The 21,362-nt window shown below is 59.8% G+C and carries 21 protein-coding genes and 1 pseudogene; 14 read left to right on the forward strand and 8 right to left on the reverse strand.

All coding sequences use genetic code 11. The features are described from left to right. Position 1: 1 nt before the first annotated feature. From ACR3EM_RS15995 to ACR3EM_RS16015, 5 genes are all read left to right on the forward strand, one after another. Positions 2–805 (forward strand): metal ABC transporter ATP-binding protein, encoded by an 804-nt coding sequence (locus ACR3EM_RS15995; protein WP_480471631.1) that lies wholly within the window; start codon positions 2–4, stop codon positions 803–805. A 3-nt stretch (positions 806–808) separates the two neighbouring features. Beyond that, positions 809–2,014 (forward strand): metal ABC transporter permease, encoded by a 1,206-nt coding sequence (locus ACR3EM_RS16000; protein ID WP_480471632.1) that lies wholly within the window; start codon positions 809–811, stop codon positions 2,012–2,014. Beyond that, entirely contained in the window at positions 2,011–2,940 is a 930-nt protein-coding gene (locus ACR3EM_RS16005; protein WP_480471633.1) for a metal ABC transporter permease, read from the forward strand. Before ACR3EM_RS16000 ends, ACR3EM_RS16005 begins: the two co-directional genes overlap by 4 nt. 284 nt (positions 2,941–3,224) lie before the next feature. Next, a complete protein-coding gene (gene mutL / locus ACR3EM_RS16010) occupies positions 3,225–5,084 on the forward strand; it encodes a DNA mismatch repair endonuclease MutL (protein WP_480471634.1) in 1,860 nt (619 codons plus the stop codon). A 52-nt stretch (positions 5,085–5,136) separates the two neighbouring features. Further along, the gene (locus tag ACR3EM_RS16015) at positions 5,137–6,366 is read left to right on the forward strand and encodes a DNA recombination protein RmuC (protein ID WP_480471635.1); all 1,230 of its coding nucleotides are present in this window, start codon (positions 5,137–5,139) and stop codon (positions 6,364–6,366) included. A gap of 3 nt (positions 6,367–6,369) precedes the next feature. On the opposite strand, the gene ACR3EM_RS16020 is transcribed toward ACR3EM_RS16015, so the two are convergent. From ACR3EM_RS16020 to ACR3EM_RS16035, 4 genes are read right to left on the reverse strand one after another with little or no spacing between them, the layout of a single operon-like run. Further along, positions 6,370–6,600, reverse strand: a complete 231-nt coding sequence (locus tag ACR3EM_RS16020; RefSeq protein ID WP_480471636.1) for a hypothetical protein — start codon at positions 6,598–6,600, stop codon at positions 6,370–6,372. A gap of 36 nt (positions 6,601–6,636) precedes the next feature. Next, positions 6,637–6,774, reverse strand: a complete 138-nt coding sequence (locus tag ACR3EM_RS16025; protein ID WP_480471637.1) for a hypothetical protein — start codon at positions 6,772–6,774, stop codon at positions 6,637–6,639. A 45-nt stretch (positions 6,775–6,819) separates the two neighbouring features. Further along, entirely contained in the window at positions 6,820–7,470 is a 651-nt protein-coding gene (locus ACR3EM_RS16030) for a ChrR family anti-sigma-E factor (RefSeq protein ID WP_480471947.1), read from the reverse strand. Positions 7,471–7,480: 10 nt separating this feature from the next. Next, positions 7,481–8,137 (reverse strand): sigma-70 family RNA polymerase sigma factor, encoded by a 657-nt coding sequence (locus ACR3EM_RS16035; RefSeq protein WP_480471638.1) that lies wholly within the window; start codon positions 8,135–8,137, stop codon positions 7,481–7,483. Positions 8,138–8,281: 144 nt separating this feature from the next. On the opposite strand from ACR3EM_RS16035, the gene ACR3EM_RS16040 reads away from it, so the two are divergent. From ACR3EM_RS16040 to ACR3EM_RS16055, 4 genes are all read left to right on the forward strand, one after another. Further along, positions 8,282–9,055, forward strand: coding sequence for a DUF1365 domain-containing protein (locus ACR3EM_RS16040; protein WP_480471639.1), 774 nt, complete (start codon positions 8,282–8,284; stop codon positions 9,053–9,055). 86 nt (positions 9,056–9,141) lie between these two features. Further along, positions 9,142–9,459 (forward strand): DUF3775 domain-containing protein, encoded by a 318-nt coding sequence (locus tag ACR3EM_RS16045; RefSeq protein WP_480471640.1) that lies wholly within the window; start codon positions 9,142–9,144, stop codon positions 9,457–9,459. A 406-nt stretch (positions 9,460–9,865) separates the two neighbouring features. Beyond that, complete coding sequence (locus ACR3EM_RS16050) at positions 9,866–10,099, forward strand: DUF1127 domain-containing protein (protein ID WP_480471641.1); 234 nt, start codon at positions 9,866–9,868, stop codon at positions 10,097–10,099. 28 nt (positions 10,100–10,127) lie between these two features. Then, positions 10,128–10,328 (forward strand): DUF1127 domain-containing protein, encoded by a 201-nt coding sequence (locus ACR3EM_RS16055; RefSeq protein ID WP_480471642.1) that lies wholly within the window; start codon positions 10,128–10,130, stop codon positions 10,326–10,328. Between the two features lie 71 nt (positions 10,329–10,399). On the opposite strand, the gene ACR3EM_RS16060 is transcribed toward ACR3EM_RS16055, so the two are convergent. The 4 genes from ACR3EM_RS16060 to ACR3EM_RS16075 are packed head-to-tail and all read right to left on the reverse strand — an operon-like array spanning position 10,400 to position 13,891. Then, positions 10,400–11,542, reverse strand: a complete 1,143-nt coding sequence (locus ACR3EM_RS16060) for a saccharopine dehydrogenase family protein (RefSeq protein WP_480471643.1) — start codon at positions 11,540–11,542, stop codon at positions 10,400–10,402. A 3-nt stretch (positions 11,543–11,545) separates the two neighbouring features. Beyond that, the gene (locus ACR3EM_RS16065) at positions 11,546–12,601 is read right to left on the reverse strand and encodes a saccharopine dehydrogenase (protein WP_480471644.1); all 1,056 of its coding nucleotides are present in this window, start codon (positions 12,599–12,601) and stop codon (positions 11,546–11,548) included. 14 nt (positions 12,602–12,615) lie between these two features. Next, positions 12,616–13,230, reverse strand: coding sequence for a glutathione S-transferase family protein (locus ACR3EM_RS16070; RefSeq protein ID WP_480471645.1), 615 nt, complete (start codon positions 13,228–13,230; stop codon positions 12,616–12,618). Between the two features lie 10 nt (positions 13,231–13,240). Beyond that, a complete protein-coding gene (locus ACR3EM_RS16075; RefSeq protein ID WP_480471646.1) occupies positions 13,241–13,891 on the reverse strand; it encodes a histidine phosphatase family protein in 651 nt (216 codons plus the stop codon). Positions 13,892–14,020: 129 nt separating this feature from the next. Between ACR3EM_RS16075 and ACR3EM_RS16080 the strand changes: the two genes are divergently transcribed. The 5 genes and pseudogenes from ACR3EM_RS16080 to ACR3EM_RS16100 all read left to right on the forward strand — a co-directional run bounded on the left by ACR3EM_RS16080 (position 14,021) and on the right by ACR3EM_RS16100 (position 21,300). After that, positions 14,021–15,205 carry a Zn-dependent hydrolase gene (locus ACR3EM_RS16080; protein ID WP_480471647.1) on the forward strand — a complete coding sequence of 395 codons (1,185 nt, stop codon included), beginning with the start codon at positions 14,021–14,023 and terminating at the stop codon, positions 15,203–15,205. A 302-nt stretch (positions 15,206–15,507) separates the two neighbouring features. After that, positions 15,508–16,601 (forward strand): annotated as a pseudogene (gcvT, locus tag ACR3EM_RS16085) (glycine cleavage system aminomethyltransferase GcvT). Between the two features lie 17 nt (positions 16,602–16,618). Then, positions 16,619–16,984 carry a glycine cleavage system protein GcvH gene (gene gcvH, locus ACR3EM_RS16090; protein ID WP_480471648.1) on the forward strand — a complete coding sequence of 122 codons (366 nt, stop codon included), beginning with the start codon at positions 16,619–16,621 and terminating at the stop codon, positions 16,982–16,984. 111 nt (positions 16,985–17,095) lie between these two features. Then, a complete protein-coding gene (gene gcvP, locus ACR3EM_RS16095) occupies positions 17,096–19,951 on the forward strand; it encodes an aminomethyl-transferring glycine dehydrogenase (protein WP_480471649.1) in 2,856 nt (951 codons plus the stop codon). Positions 19,952–20,145: 194 nt separating this feature from the next. After that, on the forward strand, positions 20,146–21,300 hold the full coding sequence (locus ACR3EM_RS16100) for a phosphoserine transaminase (RefSeq protein WP_480471650.1): 1,155 nt from the start codon (positions 20,146–20,148) through the stop codon (positions 21,298–21,300). Positions 21,301–21,362 lie beyond the last annotated feature (62 nt).

The raw sequence follows: 21,362 nt of genomic DNA on the forward strand, positions 1-21,362 counted from the left end.
AATGTTGGAACTTGCTTCCGTTCAGGGTGTCTCGGTCGAAGATCGCGGGATTGACGACAGCCCTCTGGCCATTCGTGGGCTGACAGTTTCCTATGGTCAGAAGCCAGCTGTGTTTTCGGTGGACATGACCGTGCAATCCAGCGCGATGACTGCAATCATCGGTCCGAACGGTGCTGGCAAGTCGACGATGCTGAAAGCTGCCTTGGGCATCGTCCCGACCCTGTCCGGGCAGGTGACGGTATATGGCAAGTCGCTCGACGCGCAGCGTGCACGCATCGCTTATGTGCCGCAACGCGCAAGTGTGGACTGGGATTTTCCGACCCGGGTGCTCGACGTTGTGCTTATGGGCCTGTCACGAGAGCTGGGTCTGTTGGGTCGCGTTCGTGCCCGTCACATGGCCTGCGCAATGGATTGTCTGCACCGTGTGGGCATGCGTGACTTTGCTAACCGTCAGATCGGGCAATTGTCGGGCGGTCAACAGCAGAGGGTTTTTCTTGCGCGCGCGCTGGCTCAGGATGCTGATTTGTACCTGTTGGACGAACCTTTCGCAGGTGTTGATGCAGCCACCGAAAAAGCTATCATTGCAGTGCTGAAATCCCTGAAAGAGGCAGGCAAGACGGTCGTCGTCGTGCATCATGATCTGGCCACGGTCACCGACTATTTCGACCATGTGTTCCTGATCAATACCCGTAAAGTGGCCGAGGGCCCGGTGGCCGAGGCCTTTACGCCTGAGACCTTGCAAACCGCTTATGGGGGCCGTCTGGCCACTGCTCAGATCGATCAGGTCTCGCGCGAGATAGGATAATTCATGCTTTGGGACGCTCTGAGCCTTCAGCTTGGCTATAACGCCACGCTGGTTGCGATTGGTGCGAGTTTGCTGGGCATCTCGGCCGGGGTAACGGGCACCTTTCTGTTTCTGCGCAAACGCGCGCTGGTCAGCGATGCGATCAGCCATGCCACGTTGCCCGGTGTCTGTCTGGCCTTCATGGTGCTTGTGGCGTTTGGCGGTGATGGCCGGAACCTGATCGGATTGCTTGCAGGCTCGGCCGTGTCGGCGTGGATTGGCCTGCTCTGCATGAACTGGCTGACACGCCATACGCGACTGGCCGAAGACGCAGCGATCGGTGCGATCCTGTCGGTGTTCTTCGGTCTGGGTATCGTCCTGTTGACTGTCATCCAGACCATGGGCGTGGGCCGTCAGGCCGGGCTTGAGGGGTTTCTGCTGGGGTCGACTGCGGGAATGCTTTGGGCGGATGCTCTAATCATCGCGGTCGGTGGCGCTCTGACGCTGGCATTGGTGCTGGTTATCAGACGTCCGATGATGATGGTGGCCTTTGATCCCGAATATGCGACGGCGCGTGGGTTGCCCGTGTCCCGGATCGATTTGGCGATGATGGGCCTGGTGATGGCGGTGACGGTTGTGGGGCTGAAAATTGTCGGCCTGATCCTCATCGTGGCCTTGCTGATCATCCCGCCGGTCACGGCCCGGTTCTGGTCGGAACGGTCGGACCGTGTGGTGCTTTTGGCCGGACTTGCCGGAGGGCTGGCGGGCTATATCGGAGCGGCGTTGTCGGCATCAGCCCCGAACCTGCCGACGGGTCCGATCATCGTGCTGGTTAGCTTCGGGTTTTTTGCTCTTTCATTGCTGCTGGCTCCGGTACGTGGCGTATTGGCTGCCGTCTTGCGCCACCTACGGTTCCAGCGCCGGGTTCACGTGCGGCAGGGGTTGCTTGCATTGGCGCAGGGTCAGAAGATTTATGAGCCTTTGACTCTACGCCTGCTGCGTCGTGCCGGGATCGTGCGGGCCGATGGTGTGGCGACCGAAGCGGGCAAGGCGCGCGCCGCCAAAGCCCTGCGTGATGAGAAACGATGGGAATTCGTCCGCGCCGATCAGGCGCATGAGGCGACAGCCGCGCTCTATGACGGGCTGCGCGATATCGAAACGGTTCTGACCCGTGACCAGATTGCAGAAATCGACCGCCGCATTGGCGGCCCGCAGGGGGTGCCCTCATGAGTGGTGAAGAATTTGTCCCCCTGTCACTGACACCGATGCTGATCGGAACCTTTGCCGCGATTGCTTGCGCGCTGCCTGGCAACTTTCTTGTGCTGCGCAAGCAAGCGCTCATCGGGGATGCAATCAGCCACGTGGTTCTACCCGGCATCGTTGTGGCGTTCCTGTTGACCGGGGTGATCTCGACCTGGCCGATGATGCTGGGGGCCGCCGGTGCCGCCATTGTCGCGGTCGTCATGATCGAGGCGATCCGACGGCTGGGCCAGATCGAACCCGGTGCCGCCATGGGCGTCGTGTTCACCACCATGTTCGCAGCAGGCGTGCTGCTGCTAGAGCAAACCGATACATCGAACGTCCATCTGGACGTCGAACATGCGCTTTACGGAAATCTGGAAAGCCTGATCTGGCTGGACGCGACAGGCTGGTCCTCGTTGCTGGACCCCGTGGCGCTGGCAGGGCTCCCGCATGAGCTTCCGCGTATCGCTTTGACGCTGGTCGGAGTGATCTTGTTTACCTGGCTGTTCTGGCGTCCATTGAAGATTTCCACCTTTGACGAAGGATTCGCGCGCACCATCGGCATTCGGACTGGCGCGCTTGGCATGGCGTTGGTCATCACGGCTGCCATCGCCGCTGTGGCCGCCTTTGATGCCGTTGGCTCAATCATTGTGATCGCGATGTTCATTTGCCCGCCCGCCGCGGCGCGCATGATGACCAATCGGCTGGAATTTCAGGTCGCGTGGAGCGTTGTGTTCGCCACCATCTCCGCCATGGCGGGGTATGTACTCGCGGGGTATGGTCCGCTCTGGTTGGGGGCAGCGGATGCTGTCAGCGCTGCCGGTATGATTGCGACGGTCTCGGGGCTGATTCTGGCTGTGGCGGCGGTCTTTGGACCGTGCCGAACCCGCTCCGGAGCCCCAAGCACGGCTTGACTTGGCGTATTTGCGCCAGTGCCATCTGCAGAGCATCGGCGCATCTTTGCCAAGTGGAAACAATAGCGCAGTCTTAACAAGATTTATTCCATTTCTCGTGGTACGAGTCCTTCAATTGTTAAACGGATGACCACCACTCACTTCGGTAAGTCCGGCCAGCTCTGACCAATGTCGCTACCCCCTTGACGCCGCGGTCAGAGCCGGTCGGACACCTTATTTCTAGACCCCCGAATTCTATTCAAACCGGTGGCAGAATCGCGCGCATATGTGCTAGGTCTAGCGGTATGGCGCATACGAACCCCAATATCAGCGAAAACAGACCGGTCATCCGGCAGCTAGACGATGCCGCCATTAATCGGATCGCTGCAGGTGAAGTGGTGGAACGTCCGGCCTCGGCGGTTAAAGAGCTGGTCGAAAATGCAATCGATGCCGGGGCGACTCGGGTTGCGATTGATATCGCGGATGGCGGGAAGACGTTGATTCGCGTCACCGACGATGGTTGCGGCATAGCTGCAACGGAACTGCCATTGGCGTTGTCGCGCCATGCGACCTCTAAGATCGATGGTTCTGATCTACTCAATATCCACACGTTTGGATTTCGGGGTGAGGCATTGCCGTCTTTAGGGGCTGTCGGGCGCCTGACCATCACCAGCCGGGTGCCGGGTTCGGATGCAGCTCAGATCCACGTGTCCGGCGGCAAGATGGAGGCGGTGAAACCTGCGGCCTTGCGCGCGGGCACAGTGGTTGAACTGCGCGATCTGTTTTTCGCCACGCCGGCGCGGCTGAAATTCATGCGCACCGACCGGGCCGAGGCGCAGGCTATCACCGATACGGTCAAGCGTCTGGCGATGGCTGAACCGGCGATCACATTTACACTGCGCGACGTCTCGGGGGGCGGCGAAGGGCGGGTGACCTTTCGCGCGGATCGTGAGAATGGCGATTTGTTCGACGCCATGCACGCCCGATTGGCCCGCGTGATAGGACGTGAGTTCGCCGAGAATGCTCTGCAGATTGATGCGACGCGCGAAGGTATCCGGTTGTATGGCTACGCTGCCTTGCCGACCTATTCGCGCGGTGCGGCGGTTGCGCAGTACCTGTTCGTCAATGGCCGTCCCGTGCGGGATAAGATGCTGACAGGTGCGCTGCGGGCGGCGTATTTCGATTTCCTCAGTCGCGACCGTCACCCGGCGGCAGCTCTGTTCATTGATTGTGACCCGACGCTAGTGGATGTGAACGTCCATCCGGCGAAATCCGAGGTTCGTTTCCGTGATCCCGGCGTGGCCCGGGGACTGATCGTTTCGGCGCTGCGCCATGCTCTGGCTGAGGCTGGGCATCGGGCCTCGACCACTGTTGCTAATGCGACCTTGGGTGCGATGCGGCCCGAACCGGCCCAGCCCGCTCCGGGGCGGGTGTATCAGATGGATCGGCCATCGCTCTCGGCACGACAGGCGGCTTATCAGGCGCAGGCGCCTGGCTTTGCCGAACTGTCCCGCGACTATAGCGGAAGTGTGGTCGAACCTGCTCCGGTGGTCCCGGTTGCCGCTGAAGAACCTGCGCCGCAAGACCTGCCCTTGGGTGCCGCGCGTGGTCAGGTGCACGAGAATTACATCATCGCCCAGACCGCCGATGGTATGGTGATCGTTGACCAGCACGCGGCGCATGAGCGGCTGGTTTATGAAAAGCTCAAAAACCAGATGGCCGAAAATGGCGTCGCCGCTCAGGCACTGTTGATCCCCGAGATTGTCGAATTATCCGAGGGAGACTGTGCGCGTCTGATGGCCGTAGCCGATGATCTGTCTCGCTTCGGCCTGACCATTGAGCCCTTCGGAGGCGGAGCTGTCGCCGTGCGTGAAACCCCGGCTATCCTGGGTGAAGTCGACGCCCGCGCGATGATCCTCGACATCCTTGATGAACTGGCCGATCAGGGCGAGAGCCAGATGGTGCAGGCACGGATTGAGGCGATCCTCAGCCGGGTGGCCTGCCACGGCTCAGTTCGCTCTGGCCGCCGGATGAGGGCCGAGGAAATGAACGCTCTGCTGCGCGAGATGGAGGCGACGCCTCATTCCGGTCAGTGCAACCATGGGCGGCCAACATATGTGGAATTGAAGCTGGCCGATATCGAGCGTTTGTTCGGCCGCAGTTGATCCCGTGCGTTTGGCGCGGTAAGAAGAATAAAACAAGAACATCCGAGGCGATATGATCGAGATTGCTGGCACCCAAGTTGCATTGAACGACCCCGTGATCCTGATTGCGGGTGGAGTGGTGGCATTGATCCTGCTTCTGCTGTTTATGTCCATGCGCGCGGCGCAGCGCTCGGCCCGGATGGCGGAGCCTCTGGCCCGACAGATGGCGCATCTGGGCCAGCATGTGCAGCAGTTGGGGCAGGGGCAGGAGCAACTGCGCGGCGGATTGCAGCATGTTTCGGACACGCAAGCCAATGCGCAGGTCCAGGTGATCCAGACAGTCGAATCCCGCCTGTCCTCGGTCCAGCAGCAGATGAACGACCGGCTGGCGGATAACGCGATGAAATCGGCGCGTGCTCTGGCTGAGATGCAGGAGCGGATGAAGGAATCGCTGCATGGGTCGTCAAAGCAGACTGCGACTTCGCTGACGCAATTGCAGGAACGTCTGGCAGCCATCGACAAGGCGCAGGACAATATCACCAAGCTCTCGGGCGATGTTCTGTCGCTGCAGGATATCCTGTCGAACAAACAAACCCGCGGTGCGTTTGGTGAGATTCAGCTGAACGATATCGTCTCCAAAGCGCTGCCTACAGACAGTTTTAAGCTTCAGGCGACGCTGTCGAACGGGCGTAGGGCGGATTGCTTGATCAACCTGCCGAACCCTCCGGGCCCGATTGTGATCGACAGCAAATTCCCGTTGGAGGCTTATGAGGCGCTGATTGGTGCCACCAACGATATGGAACTGAAAGCTGCAGTGCAAATGTTCCGGAGCACCGTGCGCAAACACATCAACGACATTGCCGAAAAATATATCCTCGACGGTGAAACCGCAGATGGCGCGCTGATGTTCCTGCCGTCCGAGGCGGTCTATGCCGAGCTGCATGCCAAGTTTCCCGAGCTGGTGCAGGAGAGTTTTTCGAAGCGGGTCTGGATCGTCTCGCCCACCACCTGCATGGCGACGCTGAATACGATGCGCGCGATCCTGAAAGATGCGCGAATGCGGGAGCAGGCCGGAGCGATCCGCAAGGAACTGGGCATGCTGCACAAGGATGTTGACCGATTGGGCGAACGTGTGTCCAACCTCGATCGTCATTTCGGGCAGGCGGCCAAGGATATCTCGGAAATCAAGATCAGTGCCGAAAAGGCCGGGCGTCGCGCGCAGCGGTTGGACAACTTCGACTTCGAGGAGCTTGCCCCGGACGATCACACCAATGTCGTACCGCTGGGGAAAACCGAAGGCTGAGCGCTACTGGATCGACAGGTCCAGAGTGTAACCAACTGTTTTGCCCGTATCGCGATCATTTCCCATCAGGTAGACGCGGATCGTGTAATCTCCGTCTTCGGGTAGGTCGATCCGGGCTGTATTGCCATCGATTGAGCCGTTATAGATCGCCGCCCCGTCACTGCCCGGAGGCAGGATGTTAAAATAGATCACACCATTGCCGTTCGTATCGCTGACTTGCAGATCGGCGAACATCTCTTGCCCTGATCTGGCGCCCAGGGAGTAGTCAAATTAATCGCTGCCGGTGATCGTGCCGCTGACCATCGTGCCATAATTACCCGGTTCGAATTTCACATCTGCTGAACTCTGTCCCAAGGCAACGCTTGCAAGCCCCGCAAGTAAAGCGCTCAAGATGAAACGTGTTTTCATAGTCTCCTCCGGCTGGGTCAGCGCAGCAAAACCTGCCTGAGTATGTCAGATCCGCAGGAAGGGTTGGAACAGGCGTGGCATCAGTTTGCTGAACTTCAACGGCGCGTCCGTGACTGCCAGACAGATACAGTCTCCCGACAGATCCGCGGTCGGAGTGTGATGCAGATCTTCATCCGCGATTTCGACATCGCCGCGCGCAAAGTGGTCGACCTCGTCCGAAAAGGCACCCTGTAGCACCATGGTCAGCTCAGTTCCGTGATGGCTGTGGTCAGGTACCGCGACGCCAGCAGGAATGAACAGCAGCCGGGCCGTCGCTTCGCGGGTTGTGGGCAGGATCGCCTGTTTGACACCCATCCCGATGGGCTTCCATCTGATCGCGTTCACATCGCCGCCCACATAGTCCTGCAGCGGAGCGGGTAATACCGAACAGCCTGGACGCACGGGCTTCGGGGTTGGCGCACCCTGCGCAATCAGCGCCATGGTTGCGGCCAGAGAGTCATCGGCCATTTGAGCGGACGCAGGCTGTTCCTCAAGAACGCAGCCCCCAACGGCGTCGAAACTTTCGGCCCGGGCCCGACAGTGATCGCATAAGGAAAGGTGCGTGGCGACCATCAGGTCGAACGCTTCGGGCAGATTGCCTGCGGCATAGGCCATCAGCAGGTCATCCGTCAGGTGATGTTTGATCTCGTGTTTCATCGTCTTCATCTCAGTTCATCGCGTGGCGCAAGCGGTCCAGCGCCAGCCGTATCCGTGATTTGATCGTGCCCAGGGGCAAGCCGGTTTGTGCAGCGATTTCTCGGTGGCTCAGATCCCCGAAGTAGGCCTTCTCGACCAGCTGCCTTTGCGCCTCGGGCAACGCCGCCATGGCGTCACGCAGCTGCGCGGTCTCCTGTTGCATTACCAGTACATCTTCCTGTTCCGGCTCTGCCTCGGGCCCCCAGCCAAGATCTTCGGGCTCGGGGCGGCGTTGTTTGCGCAACACATCGATGCGTTTGTTACGGGCGATCGTGAACACCCATGTGGCCACGGTCGCGCGCGTCGGATCGAATAGATGCGCCTTATGCCACAAGGTCGCCATAACTTCTTGCGCGCATTCTTCGGCCATCGCGGCGTCAGAGCCTGATTTCATAAGAAACGCTTTTACCCGGGGCGCAAAGTGCTGGAACAGCTCGGCAAAGGCCATCTGATCCCGCGCGTCACGGATGCGGGCGACGTGACTCACCCACTCGGTTCTGGTCCTACAACTGCCGTTCGCGTTGTTCACCGGCTTGCCCTTGCTGCGTTTCTTCGCGAGCAAGGCCTTGGGGGCAGGGCTCTCACCCACCGGATCATCCACGCTCACAGTATCGATCTCTGTAAACATAACCTCATTACGCAGTCGGGCCAAAGCCGGATCACTTCGCACGAATATTTTAATCCATCCTGAGGCCTACTTCGTAGTATCCATATGAAAAGGCCCTGGAATTGGGCGCCGATCGAGCGGCTTGGTGGCCAACTGGAAAGCAAAATGGACCGGATCGACCATATCGCAGGGCATACCTATCACGGACGGAAGGGTGCGATTGAAAACGCATTTCGCTATTCGGTCGACTACATCCTGCTTGATCCGGAAAAAACAGTTGCGACTCCACTTCTGTTTTCGCTGAACCGGATAAATGTCACGAACTGGCGCAGCCGCGATCACGGAGGTGAACCCGGTAAGGGGGGCGGCGCGATTTGGCTGCGTGAACAGTTCGATAGGATGGGCATTACACAGCCCGCGGAAATCACCTTGCTGACTCAGCCCCGTGTGTTGGGACATGTCTTCAATCCGGTCAGCTTCTGGTTCTGTTTCGACACGGTACAACAGATCTATGCAGTGGTGGCCGAGGTGACCAACACCTATGGTACGCGCCACAGCTACTTGTGCCACAATGCCAATTTTGCACCCATCCAAGCCTCGGATCGCATCGTGGCGGACAAGCTGATGCATGTCTCTCCGTTCCAGAAGATCGAAGGGTCCTATACGTTCCGTTTTGACTACCGACCGGACCGGATCGGTGTCTGGATTGATTATGGCCGCGAGGCCGGAGGGTTGATTGCGACCCTGACCGGATCACGGGAACGATTGACCGATGGGATAATCTTCAAATCGTTGCTGCGCAGGCCATTTGGTGCGCGCCGCACCTTCGCATTGATTGTCTGGCAGGCGTTGAAGCTGAAGCTGAAGAAGGCCACGTTCCGCCCGTTTCGGACCGCGCCTGTACCGGATCACCCGGTTTCCCGCGTTCGCGAACCATAAGCCGCACCTGTTTGTTCAAGATCAAAGACTCAGCCCCGTCAGAGTGGTTGTTGTAGGGTTGAGACCGCGAACACGAGGAGTTGGAAATGCTGGAAATCTCGGCAAGAAAAATAGCCCAGGTCGCCATGATGGGGCGTGAATTGGACCGGGCCGAGGGTGAACTGCGTGCGTTTATCGACCGGATGGGTGAAGACGAACAGGCAGAGCTGGTCGCCGTCATGTGGATCGGGCGCGAGAGTTTCTTCGCTGAGGATCTGGCCGAGGCCGTCGCCACCGCCAAGTCCGAGGCTTCGACTCCGTGCGCGGATTATCTGATCGGCACGCCGCATCTGTCCGATCACCTTGAAAACGGCCTGGATGCGCTTGGGATATCGGCCGAAGACGTTGAGAACGATCTGATGTAGACACAGTCTGAGAGGGCAGGTGTGAGAAGCCAGCCCTCCACCATCAATGCTTGAACCGATGACGCCTCCCCAGAGTGGTTTTGTCAAACGAAGAGGCGGACGTGGACAATTCGAAGATGGTCAGCCTCGGGTCCGCGTAGATATGCCTTTGGTTGATTGGATGATTTCAGAGACTACCGTCGGCGCCGCTCAACGTCCGTTTTCATGGTTGCGAGTCGCAGCAATTTTGGTGGTTTTCGTAACAGCCGGGTCGCGCGCAAACTTGCTAGATCTGGTCTATGCCCAGCAGAAGTAAGCTGCCTTCAGTTCATTAAGCAAAGTTCATGTGTCGTTCCGGCATCGTTAATGCCGAGTTCTTTTCTCAGGTACATCACCGACCTGGTATTGAAACTTGGAGGAAAACGACATGGCACATGTACATACAGCGAACGCCCAGAAGGGTCTCTTTTTTGGCCTGTTTGCAAATCATGCTGAAGTGAAGGTCGAACAGTTCCGCCGGCGTGCGTACACCAGAACGCTTCGCGAGCTTGAGCGGCTGAGCGATGATCAGTTGCACGATATCGGCATTCCGCGCGATGAGATCAAGCAACGCGCGTATCAGAGCGTCTATCACCACATGCCGTATCGGGCGTTGGTCTGACCGCAAATCCGATTGAGGAGGTAGGATCATGCTGGATACGAACCCTGTCAATGATCAGAACCCGTCGACCAGCGCCTTGATGCTGTTTGACCGGGCAATGCAGATGCGCGCGATCCGGAAGGATATCGTCTGTGCAGCTCAGGAATTGAACCGTCTGTCAGACCAAGAGCTTTCTGAATTGGGTATCAACCGTGTCGATGTCGAAACGGTGATTGCACAATTTATCTGAACGCCTGCCCGTCTGTTCGGGAGAGATCAGAACAGCCATTCCCGTGCTACGGGAATGGCTGTTTCTCTGTTTCAGGCAAGGTGATCAACGACCTGCAGATGTTGTGCTAACCTGTCGATTTCACTCATCCAGCCCTGTACCAGTTTTGGATCGCTGGGGGCCGCGTGGACACCGGCGGGGATGGCGCGGTTCAGCACCGCCTCGACGGCCAGTGACACCGGGATTGAGACCAGGCGCGCCATGGCAGTGCCGCGCGCATCGCCCCAGGCGTCCATGACATAGGTTTTGTTCCAGACCGGAATGCCGTCCTCTTCGGCCTTCAGCCCAACACACAATACCACGCGGTCAGGCTCGCCCTCGTCATAGGCATTCTCGGCCCAGAACTGGTCGGACATCTCTTTTAGGCGGGCGTCGCCTTCGGGTTCCGAGAGGGTTTCGATCTCGGTGAACACATCCGACCAGGCATCGGCCCAGCCATTCAAACGCAAGGTGCCGCGGACGAATTCCTTGACCGGCCAGTGAACCTCGAACTGATACTCGGCCATGAAAGGGAGCGAGTCGCGGTTGGGGTAGACCTCAAAGCTTTCCGGTGTCGGCAGCGGCGCGATATAGCTGGTGATCGCATCCCACGGGCGGGCGACGTCCAGAGGAGCGTAGTCGCGGATCGATTTCGATGGTGAGCGTAGCGCCTTGAGCACACCCAAGGGCGACCAGCTGAACTTGTAGCGGAACGGGTTGGGGTTCTTGGGAATGCCGCCACAGTATGAGATGAAGCTTAGGTGGTTCTTCGCATCGAACGCGTCTGAAGCGCGGTAGTCTGCGACCAGGGCGTGCGCCATCAGGTGGTCTATGCCCGGGTCCAATCCGACCTCATTGACCAGCGCGACACCCGCTTCACGTGCTTTGTCATCCAATGCGCGCATCTCGGGCGCGATGTAAGAGGATGAGACAAAATTGACCTCTTTCGAGATCGCCAGCTCCGCCAGCGGCACGTGCCAATCACCCGGCAGCATGGAGACGATCACGTCGCCTTTTTCCAAGACCTCGCCCAGAGCGTCGATGTCGAACGCCCGGATGTCATCGGTCAGGTCTCCGACCTCGGCCTTGGCCTTGTCGATCGTTCGGTTCCAGACGGTTACTTTGTGCCCGCCTTCGATCAGGCGCCGCAGGCCGGGGATGGCCGACAGGCCGGTACCACACCAGTGAATCGTCATCGCTCAGATCCCTTCGATATGAGTTTTGTAAGTTGCTTCTGCCCGGCCCCAGACACCGCTGTCCAGATCGGTCAGGGTCAGCAAAGACGGCAGCAATTGCGCCGCATAGTCTTCCGAGCTTTCGACCGGCAGCATCGATGGCAGGTTGTCGATGGCCATGACGTCCATCACCGGGTCGGTCGCCACGCGCAGAGCAGGGGCATCCCACGTAGTGGCGCGGTCATATACCGGCACCGGGTTGTAATCGCTGTCCGGGTCGCAGGCGACATCGCCGATGGCGGTCAGCTTGCGTGGTGCGGTCAGAGCTTCGCGCGGAACAAAGACCGGGGTGCCGGGGCGCGCGAAGATGCAATTCAGGAACAGGTCGTGGTTCAGGATTTCCGGGAAAGGCCCGCCGCTTGCGGTCTCGGCCATGTCCCATTTGGTGACTTTGACACCCATGGCCTCGCAGAGGTCTGCGGCTCCGGTGCCCACACGGCCCAAAGCTCCGATGACGATGGAGTCAGGACGCGCCGCACCCGTAGCGTCCAGTTCGGCCAGCAGTTCGGAGTTCAATGCATCTTTGTTGCCGTAAACACCAACGGACGGGCATTCCTCGCCTCGTTGCTGAGCGGCCCATGTTTTCAGCGTGACCGCAGCCCCGGCATAACCGGCCCAATAGCCAAAGGCGGCAACCCGGCGGCCACCTTCCTCGACCAGATATTCCAGATCATAAAGCGTGCCGCCGCCAGTCTTGAAACGTTGCAACAGCGCGCGACCGGAATGTTGACCCTTATAGGCATGGCCGAACATGATGTGGCGGTGGGGCAGGGGCGTGCCGTCCTCGGGCAGTTCCTTTAGGCCGAAGATAATCGCGTCACGCGGCGCATCTGGCCAGGAATTCTCAGCCGCGATCTCACAGCCCGCGTCCTTATATCCATCAATCGGGATGGCCCGGACGGAGCTTTCTTCGACCGTCACTCGGATACCTGCGGCGATCAGGGCGGCGGCGCCTTCGGGGGTCAGTCCGACCCGTTCCTCGTTCGGGCGTTGTTCTGCCCGGACCCAGAGATGTGTCATTCCTATTCCTTTTGTCAGAGCATTCCGGCGGCGCGCACCGCCTGTACCGAGGGCCGGGCCTCCATCGCTTCACGGAAGGCGACGATCTTGGGAAAGGCTGAGACGTCAACGCCATCGCCTTCCAGCCAGCTGCAAACCACATAGAGATAAGCGTCGGCCAGCGAGAACGCCTCGCCCAACACAAACGGCCCACGCAGCCCGTTCGACGAGATATAGTCGCAGGACGCGGTCATGTTTTGTGCGACTTTGTCCTTCATGTCCTTCCAGCTGGATTTCTTGTCTGCCCAACGGGGCCCGCGCAACTTGTGGGCATGGTTCACATGCATGGTCGAGGCCAGATAATACATCACCTCACGCATCCTCGCGGCCATTACCGGGTCTTCAGGGACCAGCCCGGCCTGTGGGGCGATGGTTGCAATATAGTCCAGCAGCGCGCCGGTTTCGGTCAGGATGCCGCCCTCGACCGCCAGCGCTGGAACCCGGCCCTTGGGATTTATCTGCTTATAGGCGGGCATGGTCTGCTCGGCCCCGGCAAAATCCAGCTTGATGGCTTCATAGTCCAGCCCTGCCTCTTCCAATGCAATCGCGACGGCGATCGAGATGGTGCGTGGGGCATAGTAAAGCTGCATCGGGGCCTCCTTAAAGGTGGGTCTGCGCGTATTGCCGGTCGGGCGCTTCCAGATGAGGCACAGCGTTGAACAGAACGGGGCTTAGCTGTGTGCCAATCGGGTGCAGACGATGCATCGACGTATTCATGATGGCAAGGGCCACTCGCGCCATCGACGGAATGTTCAAGCCCATGGCCTGCCGCACCACCATCGAGATCAACCCGCCCGAGGTCACGATGATTGCCGGCCCACCCTCGGTGCCGATGTCGTGCAGGGCATTAGATACACGCGTTTCGAACTCTGCGAAGGTCTCTGGCGCATCCTCGATCTCGCCCCGGGACCAGGCAGAGAAGGTGCGCGGCAGATGTTCGACAAAGCCTTCGCGGTCGGTCGGAACCTCGACCCCGTGCTGCTGGTGAAACAATTGGGCGAGGGTGAAATACTCGATCTCGTTGAGCCGCGCGTCACGGATCGGCTCGGACAACCCCATACTGTTTGCGGTTTCCACATGACGGTTCAGGGTGCCACAATAAACGCGGGGATAGTGGGTGCGCGTGTCACGCAAATGCGCACCCAACCAACGTGCCTGCTGATGGCCCAAATCACTGAGCCTGTCATAGCTCAGCTCATCCCGCGCGGTTGTATTGGCCTGCCCGTGGCGCACCAGTGTAATATGTGACATGACGATCCCTCTTGGTCTGACGTCTTAGGGCAGGTTCGGGGCCGGGGCCAGAGGGGTTTCGCATGCGCTTCAAAAAACTCCTGTGCCCGGTGCGCTTTATCGTTATGGTCGCTCCGAGAGGGAGGACCCATGGCTGTTGATCACACACGGTTTCTGGCCGATTTGCACAAGCTGCGGTCTTTCGGATCTTCGGGTGTTGGCAAGGGCGTTGTCCGCCCTGCCTATTCCGAGGCCGACATTGCCGCGCGCCAATGGTTGGCTGGGCGCATGAGCGATGCCGGTCTGACACCGCATTTTGATCCGGTTGGGAGCCTGTTTGGTCTGGCCGAAAGGCCGTCGCTGTTGATGGGGTCGCATTCCGACAGTCAACCCGAAGGCGGCTGGCTGGACGGCGCTTTGGGGGTCATTGCAGCGTTGGAAATCGCGCGTTCCAGTGACCGGCCTGTCTCGGTCGTCAGCTTTCAGGACGAAGAAGGGCGGTTCGGCGTCACCACTGGGTCGGCGGTCTGGTCGGGTGGATTGCCTCTGGCAAAGGCAGACGGTCTGACGGATGGCGCGGGCATCAGCTTTGGCACGGCAAGGGCATCGATGGCCGGGCTTGCTGAAGGTTTTGTCGATCCCGCGCGGTTCAACGGCTTTATCGAAATGCATATTGAACAAGGCCCCGCGCTGGATGCTGCTGGAGAACAGATCGGAGTCGTGACCGATATCGTCGGCATTCGCGACATGTCGATCACCTTCGAGGGGCAGCAGAACCACGCCGGAACCACACCGATGCATCTGCGCCGCGATGCGTTTCAAGCGCTGTCTTTATTCAACGCGCGTCTGAATGACCTGTTTCGCAATGTCGTCACGCCGCAAACCGTCTGGACCATCGGGCGCGTTGATTTGCATCCAAACGCGTCCTCCATCGTGCCGGGTCGCGTTCGCTTCTCGATGCAATGGCGCGATGGCGATGCCGACCGGCTGGTGCGTATGGAAGAGATCATCCGGGCCACCGCGCAACAGGTGGCCGGGGAACTGGGGATGGAGCTGAGTTACGGCCCGATGTTGGGGCTGGAACCAGTCAGCATGGACCCAACCCTGCGCGGCGCGCTGGAGGCGGGCGCGCAAGCGGTCGCGCCTGGCAAATGGCGCAGGATGCCATCGGGTGCATTGCACGACGCTACCAATGTCTCGCGGCTCATGCCGGTTGCGATGCTGTTCGTGCCATCAATCAACGGAATCAGCCATGATTTCGCCGAGGATACGGCCGAAGATGACCTGGTCGCGGGTCTTCGCGTGCTGGATCACGCTGTTCAGGCCTTGAGGTGATCTGCGCGATAAAGCGCAGTGAAAATACAAATTTTACAGCAGTTTGACCTGCGTTAAGCAAAACTCAAACGCACCATGCCCTCTGATATGCGTTGTGTTTCCATGGGCGGCGTATATGGAGTGTTGCCTAACGGAAAAAAGTTTCCTATAGGAACATTATTGATGCATACGCCCGTATACTGACGCTTTGAGATGCTGGAGAATTCCTGAATTCCAAGGCTGAATCGTTGCAATATGCGTAGCTTGGGTCAGACTGATGGGCATGCGTTGCAGCCATTAGATACAAAATGAAGGTACCCGCCATGACCGAACTAAAACGCACCCCCCTTTACGAACTACATGTTGAGTTGGGAGGTAAGTTGGTTGATTTTGCTGGTTGGGAGATGCCTGTTCAGTATCCCTTGGGGATAATGGGTGAGCATAAGCAGTGTCGTGAGAAGGCGGCGTTGTTTGATGTGAGCCATATGGGTCAGGTTATTCTGCGGGGCGAGAATGTGGGTGAGAAGCTGGAAGCTTTGTGCCCGCAGGCCTATGCGACGCTGAAGGAAGGCAAGGCGCGGTACGGGTTCTTTACGAACGAAGACGGCGGGATCATGGACGATTTGATCGTGTCGAATGCGGGGGATCACTACTTTGTGGTGGTGAACGCGGCGCTGCGGCATCAGGATATTCCGCATATGCAGGCCAATCTGGACGGCGTTGAGGTGACTGAGATCTTCGATCGTGCGCTGGTGGCGGTTCAGGGCCCCAAGGCCGAAGATGTGGTGGGCGCGCTTTGCCCTGCCGCGCGGGATCTGAAGTTCATGGAAACCACCGTGGCGGATATCTTGGGTGTCGAATGCCGCATCTCGCGGCTGGGCTACACCGGTGAGGATGGCTATGAGATCTCGATCCCCGAGGACAAGGCCATCGAGATCAGCAAGGCCTTTCTGGCGCATGAGGATTGCGAAGCGGCCGGTCTGGGCGCGCGCGACAGCCTGCGGCTCGAGGCGGGTCTGTGCCTCTATGGCAATGACATCGATCAGAGCACCTCGCCGGTCGAGGCGAGCCTCGGTTGGGCGATGCAAAAGCGCCGCAAGGAAGAGGGCGGCTTCCCGGGGGCCGACCGGGTGCAAAAGGAACTGGCCGAAGGCCCCGCCAAAAGCTGGTCGGTATCAAACCGACAGGCCGCGCACCGGCGCGTCAGGGCGTTGAGATCCAGTGCGCCGAGGGCAATACCATTGGCCAGATCACCTCGGGCGTGTTTGGCCCCACGGTGGGCGGACCGGTGGCGATGGGTTATGTGAGCAAAGGCCATGGCGAGCCGGGTGAGGCGGTGAACCTGATCATCCGGGGCAAGCCGCAACCGGCCGAGATCGTTGCGCTGCCCTTCGTCACCCAGAATTACAAGCGTTGAAGTCAGGAGAGAGACATATGGCAACCTATTATTCCGAAGAGCACGAATGGCTGACCGTTGACGGTGACACGGCCACTTTGGGCATCACCAAACATGCGGCGGAACAGCTGGGCGATGTGGTCTTCGTCGAGCAGCAGGAAGTTGGCGACGAGTTCGAGAAAGATGGTGAGATCGGCGTGATTGAATCCGTCAAGGCGGCATCCGAGCTCTATGCCCCGGTCGATGGTGAGATCGTCGAGGTGAACGAGGCGCTGGCCGACACCCCGGGCGCGCTGAACGAGGACCCCGAGGGCGAGGCCTGGATCTACAAGATCAAGATCACAGACGCGTCGCAGCTCGAAGATTTGATGGACGAAGCTGGCTACAAGGCCTTCATCGGATAAACCCAAATGGCGGGTCCAGTCACGGATCCGCCCTTCATCTGGCTAAAAATATCTCCGCCGAAGGCTCCCGCAGTCTCCGCCGGGTCTGACCTATCCTTGAGGAGCGCACACATGGCCTTCAAACTGACCGATTACGAAGCCTATGACTTCGCCAACCGTCGCCATATCGGGCCCAGCCCGACCGAGATGCGCGACATGCTCAAGGTGATCGGCTTCAAGACGCTGGACGAGCTGATCGACGCCACCGTTCCACCCGCAATCCGGCAGAAAGAGCCGCTGGACTGGGGCCCGGCGATGACCGAGCGCGATGCTCTGTTCCACATGAAAGAGGTGGCGAGCAAGAACAAGGTTCTGACCTCGCTGATCGGTCAGGGGTATTACGGCACCACGACGCCGGCGCCGATCCTGCGCAACATTCTGGAAAACCCGGCCTGGTACACCGCCTACACGCCCTATCAGCCCGAGATCAGCCAGGGCCGGCTTGAGGCGCTGTTGAACTTCCAGACCATGGTCAGCGACCTGACCGGGCTGGATGTGGCCAACGCCTCGCTGCTGGACGAAGCCACAGCTGCGGCCGAAGCGATGGCCATGGCCAAGCGCGGCGGCCGGTCCAAGGCCAACAACGCAGCCTTCTTCGTCGACAAGAACTGCCACCCGCAGACCATCGCGGTCATTAAAACCCGCGCCGAGCCTCTGGGCATCGAGGTTCAGGTCGCCGATCCGGACACGCTGGATGCAGGCGCGGTCTTTGGTGCGATCTTCCAGTATCCCGGCACCCACGGCCATGTGCGCGACTTCACATCGGAAATCGCCGCCCTGCATGAACACAAGGCCATCGCGATTGTCGCCGCCGATATCCTGTCGCTGGCGCTGCTGAAGTCGCCCGGCGAGATGGGCGCGGATATTGCCATCGGCTCGACCCAGCGCTTTGGCGTTCCGATGGGCTATGGCGGCCCGCACGCCGCGTATATGGCAACCACTGACAAGCTGAAGCGCTCGATGCCGGGCCGGATCATCGGCGTCAGCATCGACAGCCGGGGCAACAAGGCCTACCGCCTGGCCCTGCAGACCCGCGAGCAGCACATTCGCCGCGAAAAGGCGAACTCGAACGTCTGCACCGCGCAGGCGCTGCTGGCAGTGATTGCTTCGATGTATGCCGTGTATCACGGCCCCGACGGCATCAAGGCCATCGCGCAGTCGGTGCACCGCAAGACCTCGCGCATGGCCGCTGGTCTGGAAGAGGCGGGCTTTGCCGTTGAGCCGGAAGTGTTCTTCGACACCATCACGGTTGAGGTCGGCCATCTGCAGAACGTCGTCATGGAAGCCGCCGTGGCCCGCGGCGTCAACCTGCGCAAGGTTGGCGAGACCAAAGTGGGCATCAGCCTGGATGAACAGACCCGGCCGGAGACCATCGAGGCGGTCTGGGGTGCCTTCGGCATCGACCGCAAGGATGACAGCTCGAACGTGGCTTACCGCCTGCCGGAACATGCGCTGCGCGAAAGCGCCTACCTGACCCACGAGATCTTCCACAAGAACCGGGCCGAGGCCGAGATCACGCGGTATATGCGCCGTCTGGCCGACCGCGACCTGGCGCTGGACCGGGCGATGATCCCGCTGGGGTCCTGCACCATGAAGCTGAACGCCACGATCGAGATGATCCCGGTCACCTGGCCCGAGTTCGGCAACCTGCACCCGTTCTGCCCCGAAGATCAGGCGCAGGGCTATCACGAGATGATCGACGATCTGAACGACAAGCTGTGCCAGATCACCGGCTATGACGCGATCAGCCAGCAGCCCAACTCGGGAGCGCAGGGCGAATATGCGGGCCTGCTGACCATCCGCAACTATCACTTCGCCCGCGGCGAAGGGCATCGCAATGTCTGCCTGATCCCAACCTCGGCCCATGGCACCAACCCGGCCTCGGCGCAGATGGTGGGCTGGCAGGTTGTGCCGGTGCAGGCGGATGACAAGGGCAACATCGATGTCGCAGACTTCCGCGCCAAGGCTGAGAAGCACAGCGATCATCTGGCCGCCTGCATGATCACCTACCCTTCGACCCATGGCGTGTTCGAGACCACCGTGCAGGAGGTCTGCCAGATCACCCATGATCACGGCGGTCAGGTCTATATCGACGGGGCCAACATGAACGCCATGGTCGGTCTGGCGCGTCCGGGCGATGTGGGCGGTGACGTCAGCCACCTGAACCTGCACAAGACCTTCTGCATCCCGCATGGCGGCGGCGGCCCCGGCATGGGTCCGATCGGCGTCAAGGCGCATCTGGAAGAGCATCTGCCCGGCCATCCGGAATACGGCACTGCCGTGGGTCCGGTCTCGGCGGCACCCTTTGGCTCGCCTTCGATCCTGCCGGTCAGCTGGGCCTATGTGCTGCTGATGGGTGGCGCGGGTCTGACGCAGGCGACCAAGGTGGCGATCCTGAACGCCAACTACATCGCTGCGCGTCTGCAGGATGCCTATCCGATCCTGTATACCTCGGAAACGGGTCGCGTAGCGCATGAATGCATCCTCGACACCCGTCCGCTGGACGCCGAGGCGCATGTGACCGTGGATGACGTGGCCAAACGCCTGGTTGATTCAGGTTTCCACGCCCCGACCATGTCCTGGCCCGTGGCCGGCACCCTGATGGTCGAGCCCACGGAATCGGAACCCAAGGACGAGCTGGACCGCTTCTGCGACGCCATGCTCTCGATCCGCTCCGAGGCGCAGGACATCATCGACGGCAAGATCGACGCGGAGAACAACCCGCTGAAAAACGCCCCCCACACGGTGCGCGATCTGGTCGGCGACTGGGACCGCCCCTACACCCGCGAACAGGCCTGCTTCCCTCCGGGCTCGATGGGCGTCGACAAATACTGGTCCCCCGTCAACCGCGTCGACAACGCTTACGGCGACAGAAACCTCATCTGCACATGCCCCCCCATGTCAGAATACGAAGAAGCCGCAGAATAATACAACAAAACCCCGCCAAAATCGGCGGGGTTTTTCGCCAATCGGAAACCGATGTTCTGATTTGAACCCCTTTTGCGTGTCGTTTTTACCCAGCGAAGCGTCTTTTTCGCTTGCTGCAGGTGCGAGCGCCCCATACGCCTGTGCGTGGGACACCCCTCCCCAACGAGGGGCGTGTATCTGGAAGGGTAATACAGATGACTATCGAACAACCGGCGACGCGGCCGGCAAATCCGCGTTTTTCCTCGGGCCCCTGTGCCAAACCCCCCACATTTGATCTGTCGAAACTGGCCGATGCTGCATTGGGTCGTTCGCACCGCGCGGCTGTAGGCAAGGACAAGCTGAAAGCGGCCATCGAAGGCACGCGTGAGGTTCTGGGCATTCCGGCGGACTACAAGGTCGGCATCGTTCCCGCCTCGGACACTGGCGCGGTTGAGATGGCCCTGTGGTCGCTTCTGGGCGAACGCAAGGTTGAGATGCTGGCTTGGGAGAGTTTCGGATCCGGATGGGTCACTGACGTAGTCAAACAGTTGAAGATCGATGCCGAGGTGAAAACCGCAGATTACGGTCAGATCGTCGATCTGGCTTCGGTCGATTTCGCCAATGATGTGGTGTTTACGTGGAACGGCACGACCTCGGGCGTGCGGGTTCCCAATGGCGATTGGATCGCTGATGACCGTCAGGGGCTGACCATCTGCGATGCAACTTCGGCGGCCTTTGCGATGGATTTGCCTTGGGACAAGCTGGATGTGACAACTTTCAGCTGGCAGAAGGTGCTGGGTGGCGAAGCGGCCCACGGGATGCTGATCCTGAGCCCCCGCGCGGTTGAACGGCTTGAGAACTATACGCCCGCTTGGCCGCTGCCGAAGATCTTCCGCCTGACCAAAGGCGGCAAGTTGATTGATGGTATTTTCACCGGCGCGACGATCAACACGCCCTCGATGCTGGCAGTTGAGGACTACCTGTTCGCGCTGGACTGGGCGCGTTCGGTTGGTGGGCTGCAAGGGCTGATCGCGCGTGCTGATGCCAATGCCGGTGCGGTGCACGCGTTCTGCGACCAAAACGACTGGATTGCCAATCTGGCTGAAGATGCGGCGACTCAGTCGAATACTTCGGTCTGTCTGAAATTCACGGACGCACGCATTCAAGACGGTGCTGTATTCGCAAAAGCTGTGGCGAAACGACTGGAAACCGAGAACATCGCGCTGGATATCGGCGCCTATCGCGACGCGCCTGCGGGCCTGCGTATCTGGTGCGGTGGTACGGTTGAAACCTCGGATATCGAGGCGATGCTGCCCTGGTTGGCCTGGGCTTTTGAGGCCGAGATCGCAGCGCAGTCGGCAGCTGCCTGACAAGAATTTTCGACGAAAATTCTGGGCCCGCCTGTGGCCCGGACCTTCCATATAATTCAAGG

This window comes from Ruegeria sp. AH3, from assembly GCF_056536265.1.

Excerpts from the sequence above, each read along its gene's own strand:
- ACR3EM_RS16030 (WP_480471947.1), bottom strand. The coding sequence starts at position 7,470 with ATGAAACACGAGATCAAACATCACCTGACGGATGACCTGCTGATGGCC.
- ACR3EM_RS16040 (WP_480471639.1), top strand. The coding sequence starts at position 8,282 with ATGGACCGGATCGACCATATCGCAGGGCATACCTATCACGGACGGAAG.
- ACR3EM_RS16020 (WP_480471636.1), bottom strand. The coding sequence starts at position 6,600 with ATGTTCGCCGATCTGCAAGTCAGCGATACGAACGGCAATGGTGTGATC.
- gcvP (WP_480471649.1), top strand. The coding sequence starts at position 17,096 with ATGGCCTTCAAACTGACCGATTACGAAGCCTATGACTTCGCCAACCGT.
- ACR3EM_RS15995 (WP_480471631.1), top strand. The coding sequence starts at position 2 with ATGTTGGAACTTGCTTCCGTTCAGGGTGTCTCGGTCGAAGATCGCGGG.
- ACR3EM_RS16000 (WP_480471632.1), top strand. The coding sequence starts at position 809 with ATGCTTTGGGACGCTCTGAGCCTTCAGCTTGGCTATAACGCCACGCTG.
- ACR3EM_RS16025 (WP_480471637.1), bottom strand. The coding sequence starts at position 6,774 with ATGAAAACACGTTTCATCTTGAGCGCTTTACTTGCGGGGCTTGCAAGC.
- ACR3EM_RS16065 (WP_480471644.1), bottom strand. The coding sequence starts at position 12,601 with ATGACACATCTCTGGGTCCGGGCAGAACAACGCCCGAACGAGGAACGG.
- ACR3EM_RS16075 (WP_480471646.1), bottom strand. The coding sequence starts at position 13,891 with ATGTCACATATTACACTGGTGCGCCACGGGCAGGCCAATACAACCGCG.
- gcvH (WP_480471648.1), top strand. The coding sequence starts at position 16,619 with ATGGCAACCTATTATTCCGAAGAGCACGAATGGCTGACCGTTGACGGT.
- ACR3EM_RS16070 (WP_480471645.1), bottom strand. The coding sequence starts at position 13,230 with ATGCAGCTTTACTATGCCCCACGCACCATCTCGATCGCCGTCGCGATT.
- mutL (WP_480471634.1), top strand. The coding sequence starts at position 3,225 with ATGGCGCATACGAACCCCAATATCAGCGAAAACAGACCGGTCATCCGG.
- ACR3EM_RS16005 (WP_480471633.1), top strand. The coding sequence starts at position 2,011 with ATGAGTGGTGAAGAATTTGTCCCCCTGTCACTGACACCGATGCTGATC.
- ACR3EM_RS16060 (WP_480471643.1), bottom strand. The coding sequence starts at position 11,542 with ATGACGATTCACTGGTGTGGTACCGGCCTGTCGGCCATCCCCGGCCTG.
- ACR3EM_RS16045 (WP_480471640.1), top strand. The coding sequence starts at position 9,142 with ATGCTGGAAATCTCGGCAAGAAAAATAGCCCAGGTCGCCATGATGGGG.
- ACR3EM_RS16050 (WP_480471641.1), top strand. The coding sequence starts at position 9,866 with ATGGCACATGTACATACAGCGAACGCCCAGAAGGGTCTCTTTTTTGGC.
- ACR3EM_RS16055 (WP_480471642.1), top strand. The coding sequence starts at position 10,128 with ATGCTGGATACGAACCCTGTCAATGATCAGAACCCGTCGACCAGCGCC.
- ACR3EM_RS16015 (WP_480471635.1), top strand. The coding sequence starts at position 5,137 with ATGATCGAGATTGCTGGCACCCAAGTTGCATTGAACGACCCCGTGATC.
- ACR3EM_RS16080 (WP_480471647.1), top strand. The coding sequence starts at position 14,021 with ATGGCTGTTGATCACACACGGTTTCTGGCCGATTTGCACAAGCTGCGG.
- ACR3EM_RS16035 (WP_480471638.1), bottom strand. The coding sequence starts at position 8,137 with ATGTTTACAGAGATCGATACTGTGAGCGTGGATGATCCGGTGGGTGAG.
- ACR3EM_RS16100 (WP_480471650.1), top strand. The coding sequence starts at position 20,146 with ATGACTATCGAACAACCGGCGACGCGGCCGGCAAATCCGCGTTTTTCC.